The organism is Janthinobacterium sp., from assembly GCF_009923995.1.
Classification (GTDB): Bacteria; Pseudomonadota; Gammaproteobacteria; order Burkholderiales; family Burkholderiaceae_D; genus Janthinobacterium.
In genome coordinates, this window is record NZ_RFSK01000037.1 from 40,706 (window position 1) to 60,651 (window position 19,946).

Genomic DNA, 19,946 nt, shown 5'->3' on the forward strand with positions numbered 1-19,946 from the left:
GCCTGCAGGTTCAACATAGTTGTAAATTATGCGCCATTTCAGTGGGGAAAATCATGTTGCGAACGATTCTCGTCTGGAACGGCATCTTCTTCTGCGGTGGAGCTCTTATTCTTTCGCCATGGCGTATTTTACGCTGCCGCTGCGCGCAGCGCCCGCGGACAGGGCCAGACAACGCCCGGCAGGCGCCGATATTACCTCAGCTTGAGCGCGCAGGTAAGCAGAATTGATTTAAAACAAATTTAAAACAGATCCTGCTGGCCCGACACGAGGCGCGAAAAATCGTCGCCCAGGAAAGGCAATATCGCGTCCGCCACGGGCTGCAGCTGGCGCGTCAGGTAATGCTGGTAATCGATGGGCGAGCGCTGCGTTTCCAGCGGTTCCGGGCCCGCCACCGTGATGACATAGCTGATCCAGCCGCCGTTCTGGTATTGCAGCGGCCGCCCCTGCGCCAGGTTGTAGGCGTCGGCCATGCGCGCGGCGCGCACGTGGGGCGGCACGTTGCGCTGGTAGTCCTCGAGCGGGCGGCGCAGGCGTTTGCGGTAGACCAGCAGCGCGTCGAACTCGCCGCGCACGGTGCGCGCCACGTAGTCGCGCACATAGTCCTGGTAGGCGGCGCGCTGGAAGATGCGCCGGTAGAGTTCCTGCTGGAACTGCTGCGCCAGCGGCGTCCAGTCGCTGCGCACGGTTTCCAGGCCCTTGTAGACCATGTCTTCGCTGCCGTCGGGCTTGCCTACCAGGCCCGCGTAGCGCTTCTTGCTGCCTTCTTCCGAGCCGCGGATCGTGGGCATCAGGAAACGCCGGTAATGCGTCTCGAATTCCAGCTCCAGCGCGTTCTCCAGGCCGAACTCGTCGCGCAGGTGGCGCTCCCACCACGCATTCACGTGCGCCACCAGGGCGCGGCCGATCTTGCCTGCCGCGTCGTCGCTGTGCGCCGTCTTCAGCCAGACGAAGGTGGAATCCGTGTCGCCGTAGATGACCTGGTAGCCCTGCTCGGTGATCAGCTCGCGCGTGCGGTGCATGATGTCGTGGCCGCGCAGGGTGATCGACGAGGCCAGGCGCGGATCGAAGAAGCGGCAGCCGCTGGAGCCCAGCACGCCATAAAACGCGTTCATGATGATTTTCAAGGCTTGCGACAGGGGCGCGTTGCGCTCGCGCTTGGCCGCCTCGCGGCCCTGCCACACCTGTTGCACGATGGCGGGCAGGCAGTGTTTCACGCGGGAAAACTGCGCCCCCCGGTAGCCGGGCACGGTATCGGCTTCGTCGCCGCCCGTGCCCACCACCAGCCCCACGGGGTCGATGAGGAAGGTGCGGATGATGGACGGGTACAGGCTCTTATAGTCGAGCACGAGCACGGAATCGTACAGCCCGGACTGGGAATCCATGACGAAGCCGCCGGGGCTGTTTTCGCCGGAGACATCGCCCAGGTTGGGCGCCACGTAGCCTTGCCGGTGCATCAGCGGCAAATACAGGTGTTCGAAGGCGGCCACGGAGCCGCCGCTGCGGTCGGCCGCCAGGCCCGTCACGCTGGCCCGTTCCAGCAAGAAGGTCAGCAATTCGGTCTTGGCGAAGATGCGCGTGACCAGTTCGCAATCCTTGAGGTTGTAGCGGGCCAGGGCGGGCTTGTCTTCGCGGAAACGCCGGTCGATCTCGGCCATGCGCTGGTAGGGGTTGTCGATGGACTTGCCTTCGCCCAGCAAGGTCTGCGCCACGTTTTCCAGGCTGAAGGATGGAAAATTCCACGTCGCCGAGCGCAGCGCCTCGATGCCGTCGATGATGAGGCGCCCGGCCGCGGCGGCAAAATAGTGTTCCTGCTTGCCGCCATGCGCGCGCCACTCCATGACGGCGCCTTCGCGTCCCAGCTTCAGGGGCACTTGATAACGCTCGGCATGTTCCTTGAGCACGCGCAAGTCGAACTGCACCAGATTCCAGCCGATGATGGCGTCCGGATCGTGTTGCGCCATCCACGCGTTCAGGCGTTCGAGGATCTGCGCGCGGCTGTCGCAGTATTCCAGGTCGAAGTCGCGCTCCCCGTCGACGCCGTTTGGCGGCCCCAGCATGTAGACCTGGCGCTGGCCGCAGCCTTCCAGCGCCAGCGAATACAGGTCGCCGTGGGCCGTCGTCTCGATGTCGAGCGATGCCAGTCTCAATGCGGGACGGTAGCCGGCCGCGGGTTTCAAATGGACGCTCTCGCCCGCGATGACGCCGTCAAATGCCACCGGCGCCGTAATGAAACGCTCCATCAGGTAGCGCTCGGGCGGGCGGATGTCGGCCTCGTACACGTCGACGCCATGGGCGCGCAGCTGCTTTTCCAGCTTCAGCAAGTGCCGGTATTGCTTGCAGTACAAGCCCAGCACGGGACGGTGGTGGAAGTCGGACAGGGACAGGGGGCGCAGCTCGGCATGGCGTTCGCCGCGCAGCAGCTGCTCCGCCTGCTCGCGCTGCTCCATGGGGATGAAGGCGACGGACGTCTGCACGGGCAGGCGCACGTGGCGGGGCCCGGCATCCGTTGCCAGCCAGAAATCGACCTCCGTCCCGGCGCTGGTATCGCGCCAGTGGCGGGTGAGGATGAAGCCCTGTTCGGGCGGGTGCTGCGTGTTGCCTGTCATGGTGCCGTCAGTTGCCGTGGGTATCGTGTGTGCCGGTCTGCACATTACAGCAAGGCGGTGCAGGGTGGGGGCGGTTGCGGCTATAATTTTTGTAGTCGATGACCATAAGAAGAGCGCGTCGCGCCATTACCCTGGAGACAGCATGCAAGCAATGAGTTATGTACACGGCGCCCACGAGACGCCGCTGATCGGCGAAACGATAGGCGCCTACCTGGACGGCATTGCCGCCCGCTACGGCCAGCACGATGCCCTGATCGTGGCGCACCAGAACGTGCGCTGGACGTATGCCCAATTCCAGCAGCGCGTGCACCGCCTGGCCGCCGGCCTGCTGAAGCTGGGCCTGCAGCCGGGCGACCGGGTCGGCATCTGGTCGCAAAACTGCGCCGAGTGGGTGCTGACGCAGTTTGCCACGGCAACAGCCGGTTTGATCATGGTCAACATCAACCCCGCCTACCGGCGCTCGGAACTCGAATACGTGCTCGACAAGGTGCAATGCAGCGCGCTGATCCTGTCGCCCAGCTTCAAGTCCAGCGACTACCTGGCCATCGTGCAGGACGTGGTGCCGGAGATCGCCCGTGCGCGCGCCGGCGCCCTGCAGTCGCCGCGCCTGCCGCAGCTGCGCCACGTCATCCGCCTGGGCGCGGCCGCCACACCGGGCATGCACAACTTCGACGCGCTGATGGACGGCATCACGGACGCCGACCTGGCGCACCTGGAAGAAGTGAGCGCTACCTTGCAGTTTGACGATGCCGTCAACATTCAGTTCACCTCCGGCACCACGGGTGCGCCCAAGGGCGCCACCTTGACGCACCACAATATCCTGAACAACGGTTTCTTCATCGGCGAAGCCATGCGCCTCACGCAACAGGATCGCCTGTGCATCCCCGTGCCCCTGTACCACTGTTTCGGCATGGTGCTGGGCAATCTGGCCTGCGTCACGCATGGGGCGGCCATGGTGTTTCCGGGCGAAGGCTTCGACCCGAAGGCCGTGCTGGAAACGGTGCAGGCCGAGCGCTGCACGGGCTTGCACGGTGTGCCCACCATGTTCATCGCCATCCTCGACCATCCTGATTTCAAGCAATACGACTTGTCGAACTTGCGTACCGGCATCATGGCCGGTTCGCCCTGCCCGATGGAAGTCATGACGCGGGTCATCGAACTGATGCACATGGCGGAAATCACCATTGCGTATGGCATGACGGAAACGTCGCCCGTCAGCTTCCAGACGGCGATCGAGGACCCGCGCGAAATGCGCGTGTCGTCCATCGGCCGCGTCCACCCGCACCTGGAAGTCAAGATTGTCGATGCGGAAGGGCGCATCGTGCCGCGCGGCGAAAAGGGCGAATTGCTCACGCGCGGCTATTCCGTGATGCAGGGCTACTGGGGCGATCCTGAAAAAACCGCGGAAGCCATCGACACGGCGCGCTGGATGCACACGGGCGACCTGGCCGTCATCGACGAGAAGGGCTTTTGCAGCATCGTCGGCCGTTCGAAGGACATGGTCATCCGCGGCGGCGAAAACATCTATCCGCGCGAGGTGGAGGAATTCCTGTACCGCCACCCGAGCGTGCTTGACGTGCAATGCGTGGGCGTGCCCGACGCCAAGTATGGCGAAGAGTTGTGCGCCTGCATCATTCTGCGTCCCGGCACGCAGGCCACGAGCGAGGACATCCGCGCCTTTTGCGATGGCCAGATCGCCTATTACAAGATTCCCCGCTATGTGCGCTTCGTCGAGGAATTCCCCATGACGGTGACGGGCAAGATCCAGAAATACCTGTTGCGCAAGCAGGTGGCGACGGATCTTGGGCTGAGCGCGGATTAAGTTTTTCGCCAGCCCATAAAAAAACACCGGGACGCTCGCGCGGCCCGGTGTTTTTTATTGCTCTAGCGTAAAGCTCAGGCCAGTTGCGCCTGCGGTGCGCGCGCTGGCGTGCGGCGGCGCATGAAGGCCAGCAAGCCCAGGCCGGCCAGCAGCATGGCGTAGGTGCCTGGTTCCGGCACAGCCGACACGCTCACCGTGTTGAAGCCGGAGCCGTTCATCGACACGTGGCCGGAATTGATGGAGCTGACGGAATTGGCGATCAGGGTGCCGTTCATGTTGCCCGAGCCGGAAAACGCGGCGTTTGGCGCCAGGATGCTGCCGTTGATGCCAACGTTGTTCAGGCTGGTGGTGGTGGCATTGGCAAAGTTGAACAGCGTGCGGTCGGCGAAGCTGCCGAAATTGTCGAAGCCGCCGCTCATGGTGATGTTGGTGGCCGTGCCGTTGATGATGATGCTGGCCGTGCTTTTCAGCGAGGACAGGTCCAGGGTCAGGTTGTGCAGGTTTGACGCATCGATGTTGAAAATATTCACATCGGCGTTGATGTTGCCCACCAGGGTCATGTTGCCGTATTGCGACACCACGGTGCCGTTCGATTGCAGCTTGGCCACGTCGCTCGACAGGGTCGTCAGTTGCTGCTTGGCGCCCGCAAAGTCCAGGGTGGAGGCATTGCCCTTGCTGATGTTATTAGTGGGGAACCATTGTGGCGCCGTCAGGGTGGCGTTGGCATTGTTGACGCCGTACACGGCCGAACCGTTGAGCGTGCCCCAGCCCGTCGTCAGGTTGCCGCCCGCGACGATGGTGTTGGCGGCGGCGCCCGGCTTTTTATTCGTGCCCACGCTGTAGTTGTCCAGGTAGACATTGCCGCCGGCCGCGATGCTGCCGCCGACGCTGGTGAAGCCGGTGGCCGTGCTGCTGCCGATGTTGCCGAAAATAAAGGCGGAATAGCCGTTGGCGACGCCGAGGTCAATCACGGTGGCCTGGGCCGAAGCACTGAAGGAGAAGGCGAAGAGGGCGGCGCTGATGAGCGGTAAGGTACGTGTGGCAAAAAATTTCATGGACATTCTCATAGTGAATTGGGGGACGATGTGGGCGGGAAAGCAAGACACCGCCATCGCGCAAGCCACCATTATAATCTAAAAAACAATTTTAGTTCAATTTAGGTAATTAACTATATTTTAAGACAACACTTTTCCTGCCGCCGGCGCGGCGGTGACGGGCATGAAAAAACCGGGCGAGCCCGGTTTTTTTGTTGCCTACCTGATGCGCTGATACAGGCGGAAGCGTTCCACGTCATCGGTGGGGCGGCGTCCTTCCCACAGCTTGATCCAGTCGGCGCCATGGTGCTCGGGCAGTTGTTCCTTGTTGTCCGGTACTTTGATGCTGTCTTGCAACAGGAACACGTCGCATTGCTGCTGGTTCACATTGGCAAAGGGCAGGTGGCCATAGTAGGCGAACGAAGCGCGCTGGGCGCCACCGACGTTGCTGTTGATGCACGTCGTGCCCGGCGGCAGGTGCACGGAAATCTGGTGCGCCACGCTGGCGTAGCTCTTGCTGTAGTTCAGCGGCGGCAGGAACAGGGTCATGATCAGCACCCAGATGAGGATCAGGCCGCCGGACGACAGCACCACGGCGCGCCACAGCACGGCCGGCTGGCGCGAGATGCGCCAGTGCACGAGGGCCACCCAGCCCGCGCTGACGCAGGCGGCGACGAAAAAGGCCACCAGGTCCAGCTCGGGTTTGAAGCCGGGCAATAGTTTCAGTGCGTTATAGGCCAGGCGCGGCGGCCAGCCCGTCAGGGTGGCGAACCAGAACAGCCACAGCACGAGGGCGCAGATGGTCAGCACCATCACGGAGAACCAGTCGATGGCGTTGATGGCGCCCCGTTTCATGGTCAGCAGGCCAAACGCGGCCATCACGGCCAGCGGCGGCAGCAGGGGCAGCAGCTGGCTCGGCTCGGGATCGGGGTGGCACAGGCTGAGGATGGCCAGCATGGCGACAAAGGTCAGCGGCACGACGATGTGCAGCACGTGGTGCTGGCGGCGCCAGGCATACACGGCCCAGGCGGCGAAGGGCCAGGCGGGCCAGAAGAACCAGATGCCGACGCGGAAGAAATACTGCACGCTTTTCACGCTGGGCGGGGCGAACTGGCGGCAATTCCACTCCATCCACGCCTGCAGCGGCGAATGACCGTAGGGTTGCAGCCATTCGCCCGGCAGCAGCCACACGAGGGCCAGGGCGATGGCCACGAGCACGGCCAGCGCCAGGTGGCGCACGCTGCGCAGCAGCGGCAGGCGCAGGAAGACGGTGCACAGCAGCATGGCGACGCTCAGCGCCGCGGGCGTGATCCAGCCGCGCGTGAGGGTCAGGCCGCCCAGCGCCAGGCCCAGCAGGGCAGCATTGCGCACGGACGGGCCTTCCACATAGCGCACGGCGCGGTACAGCAGGTAGGCCATCAGGGAGACGTACAGCGCCTCGGCCGTGATGTCATGGCTGTGCTGCAGCAGGCCCAGGCAGCCCAGGTAGATGAGCACGGCGGCATCGGCCAGGGTGCGGCCGAAATCGTCCGGTTCGGGCTGGCCGCCGAAGGCCAGGCGCAGGGGCTGGGCGTCGTTGCGGCGGCCCAGGTTGAAGGCCGTGTACCAGACGGACAGGGTGCTGACGACGAAAATGCCGATGGTCGACATGCGCGCGCCGAAGACGTCGCCATCGATCCAGCCGAACAGCTTGATGGCGATGGCGCCCAGCCAGAAGGCCAGCGGCCCTTCGTCGGGCACGGACAGGCCGGCGATGTTGGGCCACAGCCAGTCGTTCAGGCCGCCATGCGCCATGGTCCACATGATGCCGAAACTGGCGGCGTCATCGTTCTTCCACGGTTCGCGGCCGATCAGGCCAGGCAGGATGTACAGCAGGCCAAGCGCAAACAAGGCCCATCGTGGCAGCGCGAGTGTGGCAGCGGCGGGAAGGCGGACTGGCTTCATCGATAGTCGGTATCAGAAAAAATGGCAAGACGCGACGAATGGCGTCGGGTATGCGCGAGTATAAAGTAAAGCGGCCAAAGACAAAAAAGGCAGCCGTAGCTGCCTTTTCTCTGGTAGCCGAAGCTGCCCTCTTTGCCGCAGAGCGGCAAAAATCAGCCTGCTGCGACTGCGGTTTTCGAACCAACGGAACCGAACTTCTGACGGAACTTCTCGACGCGACCGGCGGTATCGACGATTTTGTGCTTGCCCGTGAAGAATGGGTGCGATTCAGCCGAAACCTCGATCTTCACCAGTGGGTATTCTTTACCGTCAAGGGTGATTTTTTCGCGGGTTTGGATGGTCGAACGGGTAACGAATTTGAAATCGCACGACAGGTCGTGGAAAACAACTTCGCGGTAATCTGGATGGGTATCGACTTTCATGGGATTCTCTCTGAGTAGGTAGCCAAACAGCACTTCGTCGGTCGTCTTGCTTCTTGACCCGATTGCCGATCACTTGCCAGGGTTTAAAATAATGCAACCGTCGATTATATAGCGCTTTCCCGCCGCAGGCAATAAAAAAGCCGCTCCAGGAGCGGCTTGGGCCGGTAGCGCCTTGATATGACGCCACCGAGGGGAGGGAAACCGTAGCGAGCAGGCCCGATATACGGCCGAGTAGCGCAGCTGTACGAAGGTACAGCGAGCAACACAGGCCGTAGAGCGGGACGCGCAGTAGGTTTACCCCCCTCGGCGCATCATGTCGAAGAACTCGGCGTTGTTCTTCGTTGCTTTCATCTTGTCGAGGATGAACTCCATCGCCTCGATCTCGTCCATCGAGTACAGCAGCTTGCGCAGGATCCAGATTTTTTGCAGCTCGTTCGGCTTGATCAGCAGTTCTTCGCGGCGGGTACCCGATTTGTTCAGGTTAATTGCCGGATAGACACGTTTTTCAGCCAGGCGGCGTTCCAGATGCACCTCCATGTTGCCGGTACCCTTGAATTCCTCAAAGATCACGTCATCCATGCGCGAACCCGTTTCGATCAGGGCCGTGGCGATGATGGTCAGCGAGCCGCCTTCTTCGATATTGCGCGCGGCGCCGAAGAAGCGTTTTGGACGTTGCAGCGCGTTCGCATCCACACCGCCGGTCAGGACCTTGCCCGAGGCAGGGATGACGGTGTTGTAGGCGCGCGCCAGGCGGGTGATCGAGTCGAGCAGGATCACCACGTCTTTTTTCATTTCGACCAGGCGCTTGGCTTTTTCCAGCACCATCTCGGCCACTTGCACGTGGCGCGTGGCCGGCTCGTCGAAGGTCGAGGCGACGACTTCGCCGCGCACCGAACGTTGCATCTCGGTAACTTCTTCCGGACGTTCGTCGATCAGCAGCACGATCAGGGTGATGTCGGGGTGGTTCGCCGTGATCGCATGCGCGATGTGCTGCAGGATCACGGATTTACCGGATTTCGGCGACGCCACCAGCAGGCCGCGCTGGCCCTTGCCGATCGGGGCGATCAGGTCGATGATGCGGCCGGTGATGTTTTCCTGGCCATTCATTTCACGTTCCAGACGCAGCGGCTCGTTCGGGTGCAGCGGCGTCAGGTTTTCAAACAGGATGCGGTGCTTCGAGGCTTCCGGCGATTCGCCGTTGACCTTGTCTACTTTGACCAGTGCGAAATAGCGTTCGCCATCTTTCGGGGTCCGTACCTCGCCTTCGATCGAATCGCCGGTGTGCAGGTTGAAACGGCGGATTTGCGAAGGGGAGATGTAAATGTCGTCGGTGGACGCCATGTAGCTGGCGTCGGGCGAGCGCAGGAAGCCGAAGCCGTCAGGCAGCACTTCCAGGGCGCCGTCGCCAAAAATCTGTTCGCCGGACTTGGCGCGTTTTTTCAGGATAGCGAACATCAGCTCCTGTTTGCGCAAGCGGGCTGCGTTGTCAATGTCAAGACCGATCGCCATCTCAAGCAGGGCGGATACGTGTAGGGCCTTTAGTTCGGATAAATGCATATGTGTTGAGTGTCCCGAGACGGGATGTAAAGGTAGGGGAGGGAACTGCGTGGCTTGATTAATTATTCGGGAAGGTTTTGCACGAATGGTACGAAAGCCGCTTCCCGGTGTGTCCAATCAGGCGGCGCTGCGGGCGCAGCGCTGCCTATCATACATTAAATGTTGCTGTCGACGAAAGCGGTCAACTGGCCCTTGGCCATGGCGCCCACTTTTTGCGCAGCGGCGACACCATCCTTGAACAGGATCAAGGTCGGGATGCCGCGGATGCCGAACTTGGCAGGCACTGCCTGGTTGGCGTCCACGTCCATCTTGGCGATCTGGATGCGGCCGGCATATTCCTTGGCCACTTCTTCCAGGATCGGGGCGATGGCCTTGCAGGGACCGCACCATTCTGCCCAGAAGTCGACCAGTACTGGCAACTCGGATTTCAGGACGTCTGCTTCAAAAGATGCATCGCTAATGTGTTTGATATTTTCGCTCATATTTTCCTCAAATGAGGGTGGGATCAATAATGCCTGGAATTAACCATACGCTGGTTCGCCATCCATGCTTCCTGGAGTGCAGCTAGCAGATGGGGGCAATGGGCACAGTTTCAATGTTCTTGGAAGGTGCGACCAGAGGTATGCAGGCGGGGATGGCTGAAATAATAACCCATTTTTTCAAAGCGTGGCGATTATTGCAGAAAAACTTGAGGCAGATCTGTCCGGGGCCCGTTGAGCGGGCGCCAGGGCCGCATGCCTGCTGGTCCCGCGGCCTGTCTGCCATCGCCGTTGCCCCGCCGCCGTATCAGGCTTGCACGCCGGACAGGCGCGCCGTGTGCTGCCGTTGCAAGTTCACCATGAGCTGCAGTTCCGCGCTCTCCATCGGCTTGCGGAAGGTGCCTAATATATGCAGGCCATTGGCCACGGCCAGGCGTTCGGCAGCCAGGCGCACGGCCGAATGCAGGCCCGACAGCAGCACGACGCCGCCGCGGAAGCCGTTTTCCGCCGCCATGCGCAGAAATTCGATGCCATCGACGTCGGGCATGGACAGGTCGCAGATCAGCAGGTCGGGCTGGTGCTGCTGCAGGGTGGCCAGCGCCTGCTCGCTGTGCGATTCGCAGCGGATGTCGAACTGCCCCAGCTGCTCCAGCATGTCGCTGAGCACGTCGAGCATGAAGACATCGTCATCCAGCAGCAAGATGCGCATGGGCGCCAGGCCCGCGTCGTCCTGGGCCTGGGCCTCGGTGTGTTGATTAGATGCATTGTTCATCGTGATGTCTTTCAGTTTCCGGTTTGTATGCTGCATCGTGGTCGATGCCGTTACCTTGCCGCAAAGCAAATCGGCGGTAGCTAATCGTCATTGGCAAAGCTGGTGTTGTTCATGATTTGTTCGGTGATCTGTTCCAGCAGCGGCCACAGCCGGGTGACGATGCGCTGCGCCCGCTCGGCCTCCTCGGCCGGCTCGCCCGGCGGCAGAGTTTCCAGGCTATGGCACAGCTCGGCCAAGCCCAGCGCGCCGACCGTGCGCGCCGAGGACTTGATGCGGTGGCCCAGTTCGCGCACCTGGTGCACGTCGCCGCGCGCCAGGGCCGCATCGATGTCGCCGAAGCCATCCTGCGTCGTCTGCAGGAACTTGAAGGCAAACTTGCGCACCTTTTGCGGGTTGTAGCCCAGCAGCTTGGCCAGGATGGACAGGTCGATCACCTGCGGATCGCCGGCCAGGGTGGTCTTGAAGGCGGGCGCGGCGCGGGTGCGCGCCGGTGGCGGCGGCGTCTCGCGCGCCGGCAGCCAGCTGGCGATGGTCTGGTACATCATGGCCGGCTGGATGGGCTTGGAAATGAAATCGTCCATGCCCGCGTCCAGGCAGCGCACGCGGTCCTCGCTCGTGGCCGTGGCCGTCATGGCCAGCACGCGCAAATGGGCCAGCTGCGGATCGGCGCGGATGAGGCGCGTGGCCTGCAAGCCATCCATCAGCGGCATCTGCACGTCCATCAGCACGCAGTCGAACTGCGTCTGGCGCAGCAAGTCGAGCGCTTCCTCGCCATTGTTGGCCAGGCAGACGGAGGCGCCCGCTTCTTCCAGCAGTTCCAGCGCCACCTGCTGGTTGAACGTGTTGTCTTCCACCAGCAGGATGCGCGCATGCTTGAGCGTGCGCATCACCAGGGCCGCGTCGGCGCTGGCGCGCATGGCGGCCGCCGTCTGCACCATGCTGTCGAGCATGGCCGGCGCCGCCTGGTCGGAAATGCCCAGGTTGGCCGTGAACCAGAAGGTGCTACCGGCGCCGGGGCGGCTGTCGACGCCGACGTCGCCGCCCATCAGCTGGGCCAGCTGCTTGCAGATGGCCAGGCCCAGGCCCGTGCCGCCGTATTCGCGCGTGGTGGAGGTGTCGGCCTGCTGGAAGGACTGGAACAGCTTGCTCATCTCGTCCTGCGACAGGCCGATGCCGTGGTCGCACACTTCAAAGCGCACCAGGCAATGCTTCGCATCCGCCACCACCTTGTGGACTTTCACGGTGATGCTGCCCTGTTCGCTGAACTTGATGGCGTTATTCGCGTAGTTGATGAGCACCTGGCCCAGGCGCAGCGGGTCGCCCACGAGCACGGCCGGCAGTTGCGGGTCGATCTCGAACAGCAGTTCCAGGTTCTTGCCGGCGGCGCGCGGCGCCACCACCGTCATCAGTGTCTGCACGACGTGGTCGAAACTGAAATTGACGCGCTCGATCTCCAGCTTGCCCGCCTCGATCTTTGAAATGTCGAGGATATCGTCGATGATGCCCAGCAAGTGTTCGCCGGCGAAGCGGATCTTTTCCAGGTAATCGCGCTGGCGCGGTTCCAGTTCCGTCTTCAGGGCCAGATAGGCCATGCCGATCACGCCATTCATCGGCGTGCGGATTTCATGGCTCATGTTGGCCAGGAACTGTCCCTTCGCCAGGCTCGCCTCTTCGGCCACCTGCTTGGCCTGGTCGAGCTGCTCGGTGCGCTGGGCCACGCGCTCTTCCAGATGTTCATTGAGCTCGCGCAAGGCGCTCTCGCTGCGCTTGTGATAGGTGATGTCCGTCAGGCTGGCCACCACCATGCCCACCTTGCCGTATTCATCGCGGATGGCTTCGGTATTCACGGAGAGCCACGACAGGCTGCCGTCCGGCTGCTGCACGCCCATCAGCACGTCGCGCATGGCTTCGCCCGTCGACAGGGTGATGTGCACGGGATGGCTGCGCTGGTCGAAGGCGGAGCCGTCCTCGCGCACGGCTTGCCACAGGCTGTTGCCGGCCGGGCTGGCCGCCAGCATGCGTTCGGCGGCCGCATTGCTTTCCAGAATGTGGCCGTGGCTGTCCTGCACCACCAGGCCATTCGTCACGGCGCCGAAGACGGAGGCCATGCGCTGGCTCGAATTCGACAGGGCGATCGAGGCCTGGCGCCGCTCCGTGATGTCGGTAATCATCGCCAGCGTGCCGCCCGGCTCGCCATTCTCCGACTGGATGCTGGTGCTCGACAGCAAGCCCCACAGGCTCGACAAGTCCTTGCGGAAAAAGCGGAAATCCACCTGGTCCGGCTGGCTGGCGGCACTGCCGTGGCTGGCCAGGCGCCGCTGCATCAGCAGCTGGCTGTCGCGGTCCATGAAGTCGAGCATGGGGCGGTGCAGCATTTCCTGCACCGTGTAGCCCAGCATGTGCGCCATCTTCGGGTTGACGAAGGTGGTCTTGCCATCCGCATCCGTCATCCAGATGCCTTCGGCCGCCGTCTGCACGATCAGGCGGTAGCGCTCCGAGCTGGCGTGCAGCGCTTCCTCGGCGCGCTGGCGCTGCGTCATGTCGCGCAGCGAGACGATGGAAAAGACTTGCCCGGCCATGCGCAGCGGCGACAGGCTGACCTTGGCGGGGAAATGCGTGCCGTCGCGGCGGCGCGCCATCATCACGCGGCCGGGCAGGCTGTGGCGCGCCTGCGGGTCGCCCGCGGACTGGCTGACCGTGCTTTCCGGCACCAGTTGCTCCAGCGACATACCCGTCAGTTCGGCCAGGGGATAGCCGAAGCAGCGCGCGCCGATCTGGTTGGCGTAATGCACCTTGCCTTCGACGTCGGCCACCAGCATGGCTTCGGGCGCCGCTTCGAGCATGGAGCGCATGCGCGCTTCCTCGTCCTGCTTGCGTTCGCCGATGTCGCAGACGATGCCGCTGGCCTGCGTGGCGGCGCCATCGGAGGCGCGCGTCAGCACGGCGCCGCGCGCCAGCAGCCAGCGCCAGTGGCCGTCGCTGTGGCGCAAGCGAAATTCGCAGCTGAACGTGCCCGGCGCCTGGCCATCGAAATGCTGGCGAAACGCCAGGCTCAGGCGAGCGCGGTCGTCGCGGTGCACTTCGGCCAGCCAGGCGGCCAGCGTGTGTTCCAGGCGCGCGTGCTTGTCGCCGAGCATGTCCTGATACAGGGGAGCGAACAGCAGCTGGTCGGCCTCGCGGCGCCAGGTCCAGCCGGCCATGGCGGCGCCGCGCAAGGCTTGCACGGCATGGGCCTCGCCACGGGCATCGGCGGGACATTGTCCGTGCCGCGCCTGACGTCGCCAGCGCCAGGCTTGCCAGCACGCCAGTGCCGCCAGGGTCGTGGCGCTGGCCGCCGCGTACGGCCACAGCAGTGCTGGCGCCACGCCGGGCGCCGCCTGTGCCAGGACAGGCAGGGACAGCCCGATGCCCGCAGCGAGCACCGTATGCGCGAGCCGGCGCAGAGCACGGCGCCGGCGGCGTGGTGCGCTGAAACTCGTGTGGCTGCAATACGACAAATGCATCCCTTTCTGGGGCGTGATTGGACCGTGCTGGCGTACGGGACGCGCGCAAATAAGCGCCCATGGCGCCTTCTGGCGGCCACTATAGCATCGAATATTTACTCGGAGTATTTAAGTTCTGAAACGGTCAGAACGGGGCTTTCTTTTGCCCCGCAATGGCCAAATTTTTCGCGATTTGGTGAGAATCTGAGAGAAATTGAGCGCCAAATCGTGCTATTGAAGCGGCAGCCTGGAAGGCGCCTGCTCAAGCCACCGCGTGCGGTACCGCGCCGGCGAGCATCACCGGCCGCAAGGCGCGCCGCGCGGCCGGTGTTTCCGGTGTGCTCAGCTAAAGCTGCCGGCGAACTGATAGCGGTGGCCGGGATGCCACATGGTGGCGATCGAGGCGACCTTGCCGCCCGAGCGCGTCTGGCGGCGCAGCACCAGGCAGGCCTGTTTCGTGTCGATGGCCAGCATCTCGGCGATGTCGCGCGGCGCCGACAGCGCCTCGATGCTGTAGGTGGCGCCCTGCAGGGGGGCCGCGGCCATCAGGTATTCGTTCGGCGTGATGCTGGAGAAATCCTGCGTCATGTAGTCGGGCGCGCGTTCGGGATTGACCCAGCGGTCCTCCACCTGGATGGGTACGCCGTTCTCAAAATGCACGATCAGCGAATGGAACAGCGGGTGTTCCGGCGGCAGGCCGAATTGCTTTGCCAGCAAGTCCGATGCCTTGGTGCGTTCCAGCAATTGCAGGCTGCTGCGGTGGATATGTCCGCGCGCGCGCACTTCATCGGCGATACTCTTGATTTCCAACAAGGTCGCCTGGTATTTTTGCTGCGCCACATAGGTGCCGGAACCCTGGCGCCGCGTCAGCACCTGCTCGCTGGTCAGTTCGCGCACGGCGCGGTTGACCGTCATGCGCGAGACGCCGAATTGTTTCACCAGGGCTTGCTCGGAAGGAATCACGTCGCCCTCCTTCCAGCGGCCGGCGGCGATGCCGGCCAGCAGAAAATCCTTGATGCGCTGGAAAATGGGCGTATTTTCTTGTGTATTGTGGTCGTCCAATGCGGTGTCTCCGAAGCGCGGGCAGGGCGCGCTTCCGGACGGAGGCGCGATGGCCGATTTTAGCACCGAGCACGCTGCCTGCCGCCAGCCATTTTTTTGAATTCAAAAGCAAGCGCCGGAGTGCGGTGCGCGCAGGCACTGGCTATGCTGAAGACTGACTATTGACTTGCAGGGAGTCCGCCATGAAACACTTGTATCTGACAGACGATGAGCGCTGGGAAGGCGTGCAGCGGCGCGCGCCCGACGCCGACGGCGTCTTTTATTACTCGGTGCGCACGACGGGCGTGTATTGCCGCCCCTCCTGCGCGGCGCGTCCCGCCTTGCGCCGCAACGTGGCCTTCCACGCCAGCTGCGAGCAGGCCGAGGCGGCCGGCTTTCGCCCCTGCCTGCGCTGCAAGCCCAACCTGCCGCCGCTGGCCCAGCGCCAGGCGGCCATCGTGGCCGAGATCTGCCGCCTGATCGACGCCAGCGACGCGCTGCCCGACCTGGACAGCCTTGCCACGGCCGCCGGCATGAGCCGCTTTCACTTTCACCGCGTCTTCAAGGCACACACGGGCATCACGCCGAAAGCGTATGCGGCGGCGCGGCGCGGCGAACGCCTGAAGGCCGGCCTGCAGGGCGCGGCGAACGTCACGGAAACCTTGTATGCGGCCGGCTTCAATTCCAGCGGCCGCCTGTATGCCGCCACGCCGGGCCTGCTGGGCATGACGCCGGGCGCCTTCCGCGACGGGGGCAGCGGCGCCGTGATCCGCTTTGCCATCGGCGCCTGCTCGCTGGGCGCCATCCTCGTGGCCAGCACGGACAAGGGCATCTGCGCCATCCTGATCGATGACGACCCGGAAGTGCTGCTGCGCGACTTGCAGGACCGCTTTCCCCGCGCCGAGCTGCGCGGCGCGGAAGCCGATTACGAGCGGACCGTGGCGCAGGTGGTGGGCCTGGTCGAGGCGCCGGGCCTGGGCCTGGACTTGCCGCTCGACGTGCGCGGCACCGTGTTCCAGCAGCGCGTGTGGCAAGCCTTGCGCGAGATTCCCGCCGGCAGCACCGTCAGCTACGCCGAGCTGGCCAGGCGCATCGGCGCACCCAATGGCGCCCGGGCCGTGGCGGGCGCCTGCGCCGCCAATGCCCTGGCCGTCGCCATCCCCTGCCACCGCGTGGTGCGCAACGATGGCGCCCTGTCCGGCTACCGCTGGGGCGTGGAACGCAAGCAGGCGCTGCTCGAGCGCGAGGGCGAGCGGTGAGGGCGCCGGACTGGCAGGGGATCGAGGTTGAGCTGAATCAATACGGCTGCGCCGTCCTGCCCGGCCTGCTGGATGCGCATGCCTGCGCGGCGCTGGCGGCCCGGTATGACGATGCCTCGCATTTCCGCAGCAAGGTGGTGATGCAGCGCCATGGTTTTGGCCAGGGCGAATACCAGTATTTCGCCTATCCCCTGCCGGACGTCGTGGCCGCCCTGCGCGAACAGCTGTACGGCCCGCTGGCGGCCATCGCCAACCGCTGGCAGGCAGCGATGGGACTGGACGTGCGCTTTCCGTCCAGCCATGCCGATTTCCTCGCGCGCTGCCATGCGGCGGGGCAGACGCGGCCCACGCCCTTGCTGCTGCGCTATGGCGCGGGCGACTACAACTGCCTGCACCAGGACCTGTATGGCGAGCACGTGTTTCCGCTGCAGTTGGCCGTGCTGCTGTCGCGCCCGCAGGAAGACTACACGGGCGGCGAGTTCGTGCTGACGGAGCAGCGCCCGCGCATGCAGTCGCGCGCCGAAGTGGTGCCCCTGGCGCAGGGCGACGCCGTGCTGTTTCCCGTGGCGCAGCGCCCCGTGAACGGCACGCGGGGCAGTTACCGGGTCAACATGCGCCACGGCGTGTCGCGCCTGCGTTCGGGCGCGCGCCATACCCTGGGCATCATTTTCCATGATGCGGGCTGAGCGTGTGACGCTTGAGTTTCCAGGATTACATGGCATGATGGCTACTCCCAGTCACTTTCCACTCTTGCCATGTCCGCGTTCCTCCGCCTGCTCTGCCTGTTGACGATCTTCCTGCTGCCTGCGGCCCATGCGGACGACGGCGCCGCCTCGCTCGTCGCGGAGGCGGCCTCCGCCATGGCGCCGGCGCAGGCTGCGGCGGCCAGGACGGCACCGCTGATGTTTGCCAACCGCAAGGTCTTCGTCTTCCGCGCCGCGCTGGCCGGTTATCCGCCCGAAGAACGGGCCGCGGGGGCGCAGCGCCGCCTGGAAGGCGTGCTGGCCAAGAATGGGCCCTTGCTGGCGAGCACGCGCATGATTCCCGAAGGCACGCAGGTGCTGCTCGATGGCGTGCAGCTGTTCGTCGTCGTGCCCGGCGACGTCAACCAGCTGGCCGGCGACACGACGGAAAGCGTGGCCAAGGTGGCGGCCGGGGAATTGAGCAAGGCCGTGCTCGATTACAAGGAACAAGGCAGCTGGCGCTATCTGGCCATCGCCGCCGCCGTGTGCGCGGCCGCCACCCTCGTCTTCTGGCTGGTGTGGATGGGCCTGACGCGCTTTTACCGCTGGGCCAAGCGCCGCAGCGGCATCCTGCTCGCGTCGCGCCTGCGCGACGTGCGCCTGAAAAACGTGCGCGTGCTCGATGCCGAGCACTACATCGCCTTCGCGTATCAGTTGCTCAGCGCCGTGCTGTGGGGCCTGCGCCTGATGGCCACCTACCTGTGGGCCGCCTTCGTGCTGGGCCGCCTGCCGTACACGCGCTCGTGGGGCGAAAGCCTGAGCGGCTACCTGTTCGACGTGGCGGCCGACGTCTTCCACGCCATCATCGGCGCCTTGCCGGGGCTGGTGCTGGTGTGCGTGATCTTCGCCATCGCCCGTCTGATCGCCGCCACGGCCGCCTCGCTGTTCAAGCGCGTGGAAAGCGGCGAACTGCAGATCGGCTGGCTGGACAAGGACACGGCCCTGCCCACGCGCCGCATCACCAGCGTGGTGATCTGGCTGTTCGCCCTGGCCATGGCGTATCCGTATCTGCCCGGCTCGCACACGGCCGCCTTCCAGGGACTCTCCGTGCTGGTGGGCCTGATGGTGTCGATCGGCGCGTCGAGCATCGTGGGACAGGGCGCTAGCGGCCTGATCCTGATGTACACGCGCGCCCTGCGCAAGGGCGAATACGTGCGCGTGGGCGATTGCGAAGGCACGGTGGCCGACGTGGGCATGTTCGAGACGCGCCTGCGCACGGGCCTGGGCGAAGAGGTGGCCTTGCCGAACGCCTGGGTCATGTCGCAGACGACGAAGAACTATTCGCGCGCCCAGCCCGGCGGCGGCTTCGTGCTCGACTCCACCGTGACCATCGGCTACGCCACGCCGTGGCGCCAGGTGCACGCCATGCTGGAACTGGCCGCGTCCCGCACGACGGAATTGTCGACGACGCCCAAGCCCTACGTGATGCAGCTGGCCCTTCAGGATTATTACGTGCAATACCGCCTCGTCGCCTACGCCAGCGCCGAAGTCCCCCGCCAGCGCGCCGAAGTGCTGAACCGCTTGCACCAGAACATCATCGACGTCTTCAACGAATTCGACGTGCAGATCACCTCGCCGCACTATATCGATGACCCGAAAGAGTCGCACGTGGTGCCGCCGCAGGAATGGTTCCGGGCGCCGGCGAAGCGGGGGGAAGAATCAAGTGTAGCGGTTCCGCCCAAGCCTTGAGTGCCAGGCTCGGTGCCTTGATGCCGCATGCCTTGCCGTGACTGTGCTTCGGAGGCACAGGCATGCTTGCCGTTTTGTCCGTTGAACGGCGTGAAATCCCCCGGAAGGCGCCGTGAGCAGTCAAAATATTGACCGGGCGCAAGGCCTGCGCGCTTGCGTTAAGATGCCGGCGTTTCCATGAACTGAAAGAGAACCATGTCCAGCCCCTCCCGCACCGCCCGCAGCCTGGCCGCCGCCCTGGCCGACGACCCGTTCTACCGTACCGTCACGGTGGCGTGCGGCGCGGACGAGGCGGCGCGGCTGGCCATGCTGGAAGCCTATTTCGCGCTGGCGCTGGCCGAGGGCGAGCAGGCGGGCCGCGTCGACCTGGCCGATGCGGCGGGCCATGGCGCCGCCATCTGGACCACGGATACCCCGGCGGCCCAGCGCCAGGCCGCGTATGCGCAGCGCGAAGCCGCCTTGCGCGACTTGCTGGGAGAGCGCGGCTTTGCGCATTTCACGGCCATCGTCGCGAACATGGAGCACGCGCTGGCGCCGCATGGCTTGCACGATGCGTGGTATCTGTCGATCGCCGGCATCGCTCCCGCCGCGCAAGGGCAGGGGCTGGGCGCGTCCGTGCTGGCGCCGGGCCTGGCGGCCGTCGATGCGGCCGGCGCCGCATGCTTCCTAGAGACGTATAACGAGCGCAGCCTGCCGTTCTATGCCCGCCTGGGCTTCGTGGCGGCGGGACGCTACGCGGAAGCCGTCACGGGCTGCGACTACTGGCTGATGGTACGACCACCTTCCGCTGCCTGATTGACCATTTTGCCAATTTCTATACACTCGTCTTTTTGCTAACGACTAAGACCTGGAGATGGAAATGCCGACCCTGCCACTGCGCCGCACCCTGCTCATGCTCGCCTGCCTGGGGGCACTCGGCCACGCGCATGCCGATACCGTCATCGACAACGCCAACGGCTACACGCTCGATGCAAACGGCAAGGTGCTGCGCTTCACGGCGCTGGCCTTTGACGACGGGGGCAAGCTGCTCGCCGTCGGCAGCGCCGCGCAGGTAAAACGCAGGGCGGCCAGGGGCGCCCTGCACGTCGACGTGCAG

General features: G+C 64.3%; 14 protein-coding genes and 1 pseudogene. 6 read left to right on the forward strand and 9 right to left on the reverse strand.

All coding sequences use genetic code 11. From position 1 onward, the window contains the following. Positions 1–239: 239 nt before the first annotated feature. Complete coding sequence (locus tag EBS11_RS18080) at positions 240–2,606, reverse strand: DNA polymerase II (protein ID WP_290604991.1); 2,367 nt, start codon at positions 2,604–2,606, stop codon at positions 240–242. A gap of 142 nt (positions 2,607–2,748) precedes the next feature. Here EBS11_RS18080 and EBS11_RS18085 point away from each other — a divergent pair, with 142 nt between their 5' ends. After that, entirely contained in the window at positions 2,749–4,428 is a 1,680-nt protein-coding gene (locus tag EBS11_RS18085; protein ID WP_290604993.1) for an AMP-binding protein, read from the forward strand. A 74-nt stretch (positions 4,429–4,502) separates the two neighbouring features. Here the strand turns inward: EBS11_RS18085 and EBS11_RS18090 are convergent, their stop codons facing one another. The 8 genes from EBS11_RS18090 to hutC form a co-directional block, all read right to left on the reverse strand. After that, positions 4,503–5,483, reverse strand: a complete 981-nt coding sequence (locus EBS11_RS18090; protein ID WP_290604994.1) for a choice-of-anchor A family protein — start codon at positions 5,481–5,483, stop codon at positions 4,503–4,505. 198 nt (positions 5,484–5,681) lie between these two features. Beyond that, positions 5,682–7,406 carry a glycosyltransferase gene (locus EBS11_RS18095; protein WP_290604995.1) on the reverse strand — a complete coding sequence of 575 codons (1,725 nt, stop codon included), beginning with the start codon at positions 7,404–7,406 and terminating at the stop codon, positions 5,682–5,684. Between the two features lie 152 nt (positions 7,407–7,558). Continuing rightward, a complete protein-coding gene (locus EBS11_RS18100) occupies positions 7,559–7,828 on the reverse strand; it encodes a type B 50S ribosomal protein L31 (RefSeq protein WP_076566155.1) in 270 nt (89 codons plus the stop codon). 294 nt (positions 7,829–8,122) lie between these two features. Next, positions 8,123–9,385, reverse strand: a complete 1,263-nt coding sequence (rho, locus tag EBS11_RS18105; RefSeq protein ID WP_010401543.1) for a transcription termination factor Rho — start codon at positions 9,383–9,385, stop codon at positions 8,123–8,125. A 155-nt stretch (positions 9,386–9,540) separates the two neighbouring features. Next, positions 9,541–9,867 carry a thioredoxin TrxA gene (trxA, locus tag EBS11_RS18110; protein ID WP_034780502.1) on the reverse strand — a complete coding sequence of 109 codons (327 nt, stop codon included), beginning with the start codon at positions 9,865–9,867 and terminating at the stop codon, positions 9,541–9,543. 304 nt (positions 9,868–10,171) lie between these two features. After that, the gene (locus tag EBS11_RS18115; RefSeq protein WP_290605000.1) at positions 10,172–10,636 is read right to left on the reverse strand and encodes a response regulator; all 465 of its coding nucleotides are present in this window, start codon (positions 10,634–10,636) and stop codon (positions 10,172–10,174) included. A gap of 80 nt (positions 10,637–10,716) precedes the next feature. Continuing rightward, a complete protein-coding gene (locus EBS11_RS18120; RefSeq protein ID WP_290605001.1) occupies positions 10,717–14,058 on the reverse strand; it encodes a PAS domain-containing hybrid sensor histidine kinase/response regulator in 3,342 nt (1,113 codons plus the stop codon). Between the two features lie 402 nt (positions 14,059–14,460). Next, positions 14,461–15,180, reverse strand: coding sequence for a histidine utilization repressor (gene hutC / locus EBS11_RS18125; protein ID WP_290605003.1), 720 nt, complete (start codon positions 15,178–15,180; stop codon positions 14,461–14,463). Between the two features lie 182 nt (positions 15,181–15,362). Here hutC and ada point away from each other — a divergent pair, with 182 nt between their 5' ends. From ada to EBS11_RS18150, 5 genes and pseudogenes are all read left to right on the forward strand, one after another. Next, positions 15,363–16,418: a bifunctional DNA-binding transcriptional regulator/O6-methylguanine-DNA methyltransferase Ada gene (ada, locus tag EBS11_RS18130; protein WP_290605005.1), complete on the forward strand. Its 1,056-nt coding sequence runs from the start codon at positions 15,363–15,365 to the stop codon at positions 16,416–16,418. Next, entirely contained in the window at positions 16,415–17,104 is a 690-nt protein-coding gene (locus tag EBS11_RS18135) for a 2OG-Fe(II) oxygenase (protein ID WP_290605007.1), read from the forward strand. Before ada ends, EBS11_RS18135 begins: the two co-directional genes overlap by 4 nt. Before the next feature lie 69 nt (positions 17,105–17,173). After that, complete coding sequence (locus EBS11_RS18140) at positions 17,174–18,850, forward strand: mechanosensitive ion channel domain-containing protein (protein ID WP_290605009.1); 1,677 nt, start codon at positions 17,174–17,176, stop codon at positions 18,848–18,850. Between the two features lie 195 nt (positions 18,851–19,045). Continuing rightward, a complete protein-coding gene (locus tag EBS11_RS18145; RefSeq protein ID WP_290605011.1) occupies positions 19,046–19,645 on the forward strand; it encodes a GNAT family N-acetyltransferase in 600 nt (199 codons plus the stop codon). A gap of 64 nt (positions 19,646–19,709) precedes the next feature. Beyond that, positions 19,710–19,946: pseudogene (locus tag EBS11_RS18150) on the forward strand (amidohydrolase); the annotation flags it as partial.

What these genes read in the sequence shown, in the direction of transcription:
- EBS11_RS18080 (WP_290604991.1), bottom strand. Translation starts at nt 2,606, where the DNA reads ATGACAGGCAACACGCAGCACCCGCCCGAACAGGGCTTCATCCTCACC.
- EBS11_RS18085 (WP_290604993.1), top strand. Translation starts at nt 2,749, where the DNA reads ATGCAAGCAATGAGTTATGTACACGGCGCCCACGAGACGCCGCTGATC.
- EBS11_RS18090 (WP_290604994.1), bottom strand. Translation starts at nt 5,483, where the DNA reads ATGAAATTTTTTGCCACACGTACCTTACCGCTCATCAGCGCCGCCCTC.
- EBS11_RS18095 (WP_290604995.1), bottom strand. Translation starts at nt 7,406, where the DNA reads ATGAAGCCAGTCCGCCTTCCCGCCGCTGCCACACTCGCGCTGCCACGA.
- EBS11_RS18100 (WP_076566155.1), bottom strand. Translation starts at nt 7,828, where the DNA reads ATGAAAGTCGATACCCATCCAGATTACCGCGAAGTTGTTTTCCACGAC.
- rho (WP_010401543.1), bottom strand. Translation starts at nt 9,385, where the DNA reads ATGCATTTATCCGAACTAAAGGCCCTACACGTATCCGCCCTGCTTGAG.
- trxA (WP_034780502.1), bottom strand. Translation starts at nt 9,867, where the DNA reads ATGAGCGAAAATATCAAACACATTAGCGATGCATCTTTTGAAGCAGAC.
- EBS11_RS18115 (WP_290605000.1), bottom strand. Translation starts at nt 10,636, where the DNA reads ATGAACAATGCATCTAATCAACACACCGAGGCCCAGGCCCAGGACGAC.
- ada (WP_290605005.1), top strand. Translation starts at nt 15,363, where the DNA reads ATGAAACACTTGTATCTGACAGACGATGAGCGCTGGGAAGGCGTGCAG.
- EBS11_RS18140 (WP_290605009.1), top strand. Translation starts at nt 17,174, where the DNA reads ATGTCCGCGTTCCTCCGCCTGCTCTGCCTGTTGACGATCTTCCTGCTG.
- EBS11_RS18145 (WP_290605011.1), top strand. Translation starts at nt 19,046, where the DNA reads ATGTCCAGCCCCTCCCGCACCGCCCGCAGCCTGGCCGCCGCCCTGGCC.